5 protein-coding genes are annotated in these 7546 nt (G+C 65.8%); all 5 read right to left on the bottom strand.

The genetic code is table 11. The features are described 5' to 3' along the window. Positions 1–156: 156 nt before the first annotated feature. The 5 genes from CHC08_RS39960 to CHC08_RS50115 all read right to left on the bottom strand — a co-directional run bounded on the left by CHC08_RS39960 (position 157) and on the right by CHC08_RS50115 (position 7375). Positions 157–1107: a TIM barrel protein gene (locus CHC08_RS39960; RefSeq protein WP_089212591.1), complete on the bottom strand. Its 951-nt coding sequence runs from the start codon at positions 1105–1107 to the stop codon at positions 157–159. A gap of 369 nt (positions 1108–1476) precedes the next feature. Then, positions 1477–3984, bottom strand: a complete 2508-nt coding sequence (locus CHC08_RS39955) for an ATP-dependent Clp protease ATP-binding subunit (RefSeq protein ID WP_089212590.1) — start codon at positions 3982–3984, stop codon at positions 1477–1479. A 278-nt stretch (positions 3985–4262) separates the two neighbouring features. After that, positions 4263–4595 carry a histone-like nucleoid-structuring protein Lsr2 gene (locus CHC08_RS39950; RefSeq protein WP_089212589.1) on the bottom strand — a complete coding sequence of 111 codons (333 nt, stop codon included), beginning with the start codon at positions 4593–4595 and terminating at the stop codon, positions 4263–4265. Positions 4596–5111: 516 nt separating this feature from the next. Beyond that, entirely contained in the window at positions 5112–5360 is a 249-nt protein-coding gene (locus CHC08_RS39945; protein ID WP_089212588.1) for a hypothetical protein, read from the bottom strand. 635 nt (positions 5361–5995) lie between these two features. After that, complete coding sequence (locus tag CHC08_RS50115) at positions 5996–7375, bottom strand: RDD family protein (protein WP_179282488.1); 1380 nt, start codon at positions 7373–7375, stop codon at positions 5996–5998. Positions 7376–7546 lie beyond the last annotated feature (171 nt).

The raw sequence follows: 7546 nt of genomic DNA, 5'->3' as shown, positions 1-7546 counted from the left end.
GACCGGCGCGGCCGGTGGATGCGGCCGTCTTCCCTGTTGATTTATCCGGCTGCCCGACCGGTGGGTGCCGCCGTCCTCCCTGTTGATCGGCGCGACCGGGAAGACAGTGGGAGGCCGTCATCCCGGTCGATCGGCATGACCGGCCGGGAGGAACGGTCAGGCGGCGAGGCGCAGGCCGAGCGAGGTGAGGTTGGTGCGGGCCCAGTCGAGCTCTTCGGCGATCATGTTGACCAGCGCGCCGGGCCCCTTGGCCCGCAGGGGCACGGTCAGGTCATGGGCCTCGACCTCGATGTGGGCGGTGCCGTTCACCGCGCCGGAGAGCATCGCGGTGAGGGTGTCCTCCATGACCGAGCGGGTGCTCGGGAGCTCCCTGCACGAGGCCGCCATGTGGTTGTGAACGTGGCCGAGCTTGACCACCGGGGCTCCGACAGCCGCCATGCCGCGCAGGGCGGCTCCGGCCTCCTCAGCGCCTCCTGCGAGGTAGCAGGCGTCCAGGCAGACCCCGAGGTGCTCGGAGTCGATGCCGCCGACGCGGTCCAGTGCCTGCTTGGTGGTCTCCAGCACGCAGCCGGGCCACGGCTCGAAGCCGACCCTGATCGTCTTGCCGGTGACGCTGTAGAGACCGCGCAGCTCCCGGGCGAGGCGCTCCAGGCGGCGCGAGGCGATCGCGTGCAGGTCGGCCGGCCAGTCGCGGCGCCAGCCGATGGGGATGGTGGAGATGCTCCCGAAACGGACGTCCTCCGGCAGCAGGAAGGCCAGGATCCTGGCCAGCGCCATCGTGTAGCGGTAACGCTCGGGCTTCGCCCAGTCGGGGCCGGGAGCATCCTGGTTGCGGCCGCCGGTGCCGTTGAGGCTGACGACCTCCAGGCCGCGCTCCTCAAGGGAGCGGCGCAGGCGCACCAGCTCGATCCGGTCGGCCGTGAGGTGGTCGGCCACACTCGGGGAGAGCCAGAGTCCGACGCCCATCCGCTCCACGCCCAGGCGCTTGCGCACCGGTACGGCGTATCGCGTCAGGTGCGCGATCAGGTTCTCCAGATCCTCGGCGGGGTGGACGCCCGCGTTGTAGGACAGGTGAACGAGCGTCCCGTCCTCGTGCCGCATACGCATCCAGTGCCTCCAAGGCCGTACTCCGTGTAAGCGGCCCCGATCACCCCGCGCCGACAGTGCCGACGCCGTGGGCCAGAGGCCTCCCTGCCGGGAATTCGACCCGGCTCGCTGAAGCATCCCGGGCGGGCACCGATCTCCGCGTCACTCTGGGAGATGATCCTTCGGTACGTCGCTGGGCGGACTCCGTCGCCGATCTCACCGCGATGAGCACATTTGTGGCTCACGTGGGCAAAACTTGGCCGAACTCGCTCTACAGAGTGTAGTACTACCCGTGGTGGCGAGATACCTCCTTTAGTAACAAATAAGCAGACCCCGCCGTAGATCTCCCTACGACGGGGTCTGCCTTTACCTGTTTGGAGCGGGTCGGTCCTAGTTCTGGATCGGCTCCGCAATGGCGGCTGCCGAGTCAGGAACCTGGGCGACCGGCGCGGACTCACCGACGAAGGTGAACTTCGCGTTCTCGCCCTCGCCCTCGACCGCGATCTTCACGACCTGGCCGGGACGGAGCTCGCCGTACAGGATCTTCTCCGACAGGTTGTCCTCCAGCTCGCGCTGGATCGTGCGGCGCAGAGGACGGGCGCCCATCACCGGGTCGTACCCACGGTCGGCCAGCAGCTGCTTAGCCTCCGGCGTGAGCTCCATCGACATGTCGCGGTCCTTCAGCCTCAGGTCCACCATGGCGAGCATCAGATCGACGATCTTGATGATCTCCTTCGGCGTCAGCTGGTGGAAGACCACGATGTCATCGACACGGTTGAGGAACTCGGGCCGGAAGTGCTGCTTGAGCTCCTCCTGGACCTTGGACTTCATCCGGTCGTAGTTGGACTCGGCGTCGTTGTTCTTGGCGAAGCCGACCCCCTGACCCTTGGAGATGTCACGGGTGCCGAGGTTCGTCGTCATGATGATGACGGTGTTCTTGAAGTCCACCACCCGACCCTGGGCGTCGGTCAGGCGACCGTCCTCCAGGATCTGCAACAGCGAGTTGAAGATGTCGGGGTGTGCCTTCTCGATCTCGTCGAACAGCACCACCGAGAACGGCTTGCGCCGCACCTTCTCCGTCAGCTGACCGCCCTCTTCGTATCCGACGTAACCCGGAGGGGAGCCGAACAGACGGGAGACGGTGTGCTTCTCCATGAACTCCGACATGTCCAGCATGATCAGCGCGTCTTCGTCGCCGAACAGGAACTCCGCCAGCGCCTTGGACAGCTCGGTCTTACCGACACCCGAGGGGCCGGCGAAGATGAACGAGCCACCCGGACGACGCGGGTCCTTCAACCCGGCGCGGGTGCGGCGGATCGAGCGGGACAGACCCTTGATGGCGTCGTCCTGACCGATGATCCGCTTGTGCAGCTCGTCTTCCATGCGGAGCAGTCGCTGGGACTCCTCCTCGGTGAGCTTGAAGACCGGGATGCCGGTGGCCGTGGCGAGGACCTCGGCGATGAGCTCCTCGGTGACCTCGGCGACGACGTCCATGTCGCCGGCCTTCCACTCCTTCTCCCGGCGCTCGCGCTTGAGCTGGAGCTGCTTCTCCTGGTCGCGCAGCGCGGCGGCCTTCTCGAAGTCCTGCGCGTCGATCGCGGACTCCTTGTCGCGCCGCACGTTCGCGATCTTCTCGTCGTACTCGCGCAGGTCCGGCGGCGCGGTCATCCTGCGGATCCGCATCCGCGAGCCGGCCTCGTCGATCAGGTCGATCGCCTTGTCCGGCAGGAACCGGTCGCTGATGTAGCGGTCGGCCAGCTGCGCGGCGGCCACCAGGGCGCCGTCGGTGATCGAGACCCGGTGGTGCGCCTCGTACCGGTCGCGCAGTCCCTTGAGGATCTCGATGGTGTGGCTCAGGCTGGGCTCGGCCACCTGGATGGGCTGGAAGCGCCGCTCCAGCGCGGCGTCCTTCTCCAGGTGCTTGCGGTATTCGTCCAGCGTGGTGGCACCGATGGTCTGCAGCTCACCACGGGCCAGCATCGGCTTCAGAATGCTGGCCGCGTCGATCGCGCCCTCGGCGGCACCCGCGCCGACGAGCGTGTGCAGCTCGTCGATGAACAGGATGATGTCGCCGCGGGTGCGGATCTCCTTGAGGACCTTCTTCAGCCGCTCCTCGAAGTCACCGCGGTAACGCGACCCGGCCACCAGAGCGCCCAGGTCCAGGGTGTAGAGCTGCTTGTCCTTGAGCGTCTCGGGCACCTCGCCCTTGACGATCTTCTGGGACAGCCCTTCGACCACGGCGGTCTTGCCGACGCCCGGCTCGCCCACCAGAACGGGGTTGTTCTTGGTCCTGCGGGACAGGACCTGCATGACCCGCTCGATCTCCTTCTCTCGGCCGATCACCGGATCCAGCTTGCCCTCCCGGGCGGCCTGGGTCAGGTTGCGGCCGAACTGGTCCAGCACAAGGGAGGTCGACGGTGCGGCCTCGGTCGGACCGCCCGCGGCGGCCGGCTCCTTGCCCTGGTAACCATGGAGCAACTGGATGACCTGCTGGCGGACCCGGTTGAGGTCGGCGCCAAGCTTCACCAGCACCTGCGCGGCCACCCCTTCGCCCTCACGGATGAGGCCAAGGAGGATGTGCTCGGTACCGATGTAGTTATGACCCAGCTGCAAGGCCTCGCGGAGCGACAGCTCAAGGACTTTCTTGGCACGCGGGGTGAACGGAATGTGCCCCGACGGCGCAGACTGACCTTGGCCGATGATCTCCTCGACCTGCTGACGCACACCCTCAAGACTGATGCCGAGGCTCTCCAGAGCCTTGGCGGCAACGCCTTCACCTTCATGGATCAAGCCAAGAAGGATGTGCTCCGTACCGATGTAGTTGTGGTTGAGCATCCGGGCTTCTTCTTGAGCCAGGACGACAACCCGTCGTGCGCGGTCGGTGAACCTCTCGAACATCTCGTCGCTCCTCACAGAGCGGTCAGGCAGGTCCGGGATATCCGAGCCCTGTCATCCCGCATGGTAGCCCCGACCCGGCGACCGCTCTATGCAGAAGACGTTCCCCGAGAGCAGGGCGTTCACCCTCCATCCAACTACTTACGGGGGGTGGGATGTTCCCGCTACGCCGCAAGCGAACGACGTTTATCAACCACTCAAACACATCATGCGGTCATGGCCGCCACCGGACCCCACCGTGACCGCCATAACCGCATGATTCACTGGATCTAGTGAGTGATCTAGTGAGCCGCTTCGTACTGCTCGACGATCTTGGAGGCGATTCGACCGCGCTCGCTGACATTAAGGCCGTGCGACTTCGCCCACGCCCTGATGTCGGCGCTCTTCTCTCGCGTGAGAGCCCTGGCGCCACCTGCACGGCGACGACGAGTGGCCAGGGCGCCGGAACGGCGGGCGCTCTGCACGAAAGCCGACAGAGAGTCGCGGAGCTTCTTCGCGTTTACCTCACTCAGGTCAATCTCGTAGCTGGCGCCGTCAATCGCGAAGGCGACAGTCTCATTGGCCTCGCCCCCATCGAGGTCGTCGATGAGAATCTCCTGGATCTGCTTGGCCATCTACGCAATCCTTTCGCGGAGTATTGTTTCATTCGCTAGCTAAACATATACCCGCAATCGGAGAGCGGCAATTCCGGAAGCCCGGCGATTCTTACCGGCATCCGAGACTCCGAGTGGATCAGCTGTTCTGTGTCTCAGCCTGATCGCTCTGTTTTGCCGACCGACGGCCGGCCCCTTCACTCCGAAGAAGCTTGAAGGCTCCGTAGACGAAGGCTCCACCGACGACCGCTGGGGGTATCAACGCGGACAATACGTCGTACATTCGTCCTCGATCCGGACCGGGATGGCATTCTGGGGACCATGGAAATTTGGCGGCGACTCCCGGGCTGCACAGGTGGCTCGCCCGATCAGTTGGATCCGCCCACACATGACCATAGCGCCACAGGCAAGCGGCGCGTGTCTCGGGGGCGACCGCGTCGGCCACTCTCCACCTTAATGCTTCTCTCCAGCCGCCTTACCGGTTGCACCGTGTAAAGCCACGAGGGAAAATCCGGACGGGTGATCAAGTGATCATCATCATGTCCGGAAAACCAATGTCGTCCGGGGTTCCCGGCCGCCGGACTCCTCCGCCTCGCCACGAAGTCCCTGCTGAGGAGGCTTGTCGGAGAGGACGAACAACCTCACCGCGAAGCCTGGGATCGGCGTTGCCAGGTTCTTCACAGGAATACCCACGGTCACCAGAACATCTCGGAAGAGAACCACTCGCTTCATCATCGCGGCGCACCACAGTTCGATGCCACCGTGCGGAACAAGACGGATCTTCATCGCTTTCTTACCAAGCGTACGGCCGTCTTCGACTGGGCGACATAGTCGTAAACCGTATAACCACCAAACGCGCTCAGGCCCGTAGACAACCCCGGCAACACCGCGAGGCCCGAGCTCCGATCCGCAAGAAGGCCTTCGCCCGCCGACCGGAACACGGGGCAGAAGACGAAAGAGAGAAACCAGTGGAGTACCACGAAGATGGCATCGCCGAGGATGCGAGCGGCCGGTCGATCCCACCATTGGGCGAGTGGTACCGGAACTCCCTCCGGCAACCGGTCTCCCATCGAGCCTAGAGAAGGGAGCGTTTACCCGGTAGGGGAATCACTTCCCTGTTATGGTCCCCTGTTTGAAACGGTCGGGGCTTGGCCTTCGCCCACCTCCGGTGGAGGGGCTCCCTTCCGAGAGCGGAGTCACCGAGACCGCATAGGACTCCGTAGGCGGCCACGAGGCCGATCTGCGATGATTTTTCGCCGTGCGGGGCGGGTGCGCCATAAGGCTCCTCTCGCCGCGGCGAATGAGTTTGCGCTTCCATCACACGTGGCGATCCTCGTTATCGAACTCCGTTTTCTCATCCACCCATGAAATCGGGGCCGACGGTTGAACCGCCGACCCCGTTATTTTCAGAGCTGCCAGAACTACTTGGCCTTGACGACCACCGTCGTGGCGACCTTGTCCAGCAGGGACTGCTGGTAGGGCTTGTCCACGAACTGCCAGACGAAGGCCAGGATCCAGTACACGTAGATGGCGAGGCCGAGGAGCCACCCCACGCCGGGGATCCAGGTCAGCAGCACCGGGCCGAACGTGGCTACGGCCCGCTTGGCGGCCACATCGGTGGCGAGCCCCCCGGGGCCCAGAGAGCCTCCCGCCAGGGGAACGACCTTGATGCGCATCGCCAGTTTGCCCAGGGTCCGACCGCCCCTGCGAAGCATCAGGAACTCGTAGCCGATGAACAGCGCGCTCACGATCAACGACGTCAGCAGGGCCGCCAGGAACTCGCCGCCCGCCTCCGTCACGACGCCCGTCTCCATATCGAAGCCCGGATTCGTCACGAAGATCGCACGGATGACGGAAGCGAGCGCGAGGCTGACCAGCAGATAGATCAGCCCGTCGATGATGCGGGCCACCAGACGCTCCCACCACTCCGCGAGCGGAGCGGGGACACCCGGGGGCATCGCACCCTGGGGCCCGTAGCCCGGCCGGCCGTAGCCGGGAGCCTGCTGCCAACCCTGCTGGCCGTAGCCGGGCTGCTGGCCGTAGGGACCGGTTCCGGGCTGCCCGTAGCCGGGTTGCTGGCCGTAGGCGGGCTGCTGGCCATAGGCGGGCGGCTGACCGTATCCGGGCTGGGAGGGCTGCTGCCCGTAGCCGGGTTGCTGGCCGTAACCGGGCTGACCGCCATAGGCGGGCTGGCCCTGGGAAGGCTGGCCGTAGGCGGGTGGCTGACCATAGGCACCGGTTCCGGGCTGCTGCCCGTAGCCGGGCTGCTGGCCGTAGCCGGGCTGACCGCCATAGGCGGGCTGGCTCTGAGAAGGCGGACCGTAGGGACCGGTTCCGGGCTGCTGCCCGTAGCCCGGCTGGGAGGGCTGCCCGCCATAACCGGGCTGCTCCTGGGAGGGCTGACCGTAGGCACCGGTTCCAGGCTGGCCATAACCGGGCTGGCCCTGAGAAGGCTGGCCGTAGGCAGGCGGCTGACCGTAGGCACCGGTCACGGGCGGCTGACCGTAGGCACTGGTCACGGGCGGTTGCCCGTAACCGGGCTGCTGGCCGTAGCCGGGCTGGGAGGGCCCGCCATAGCCGGGCTGCTCCTGAGAAGGCTGCTGGCCGTACGGTGACTGTTCTTGGGAGGGTTGCTGACCATACGCGGGCTGCTGGCCGTAGGCGCCGGTTCCGGGCTGCTGCCCGTAAGCGCCGGGCTGGTCGTAGGTCGGCGGAGCGGCCGGCTGGCCGTAGCCCTGCGGGGTCTGTCCTGGTCCGGTGTCCGGCGGCGAGGCCTCCAACCTGTATCCGACAACCGTCATGTCGGGATCGAATTCGCCGGAGGCTCGATCCTCGTTGTGCCGTCCGTATTCCGGCTGCCCCGAGGGTGTGCGATCGCGCTCGGGATCATCCTCTGGATACGGCGGCTGTCCGGTGCTCACCGCGTCACCTCACTTAAGACTGCGCATGTGGCATGGGTCAGACTCACACGC

The organism is Streptosporangium subroseum, assembly GCF_900188345.1.
GTDB lineage: Bacteria > Actinomycetota > Actinomycetes > Streptosporangiales > Streptosporangiaceae > Streptosporangium > Streptosporangium subroseum.
The sequence above is the reverse complement of the archived record's forward strand: the minus strand, read 5'-3'. Positions and strand labels throughout refer to the sequence as shown.

Excerpts from the sequence above, each read along its gene's own strand:
- CHC08_RS39945 (WP_089212588.1), bottom strand. The coding sequence starts at position 5,360 with ATGAAGATCCGTCTTGTTCCGCACGGTGGCATCGAACTGTGGTGCGCC.
- CHC08_RS39955 (WP_089212590.1), bottom strand. The coding sequence starts at position 3,984 with ATGTTCGAGAGGTTCACCGACCGCGCACGACGGGTTGTCGTCCTGGCT.
- CHC08_RS50115 (WP_179282488.1), bottom strand. The coding sequence starts at position 7,375 with ATGACGGTTGTCGGATACAGGTTGGAGGCCTCGCCGCCGGACACCGGA.
- CHC08_RS39950 (WP_089212589.1), bottom strand. The coding sequence starts at position 4,595 with ATGGCCAAGCAGATCCAGGAGATTCTCATCGACGACCTCGATGGGGGC.
- CHC08_RS39960 (WP_089212591.1), bottom strand. The coding sequence starts at position 1,107 with ATGCGTATGCGGCACGAGGACGGGACGCTCGTTCACCTGTCCTACAAC.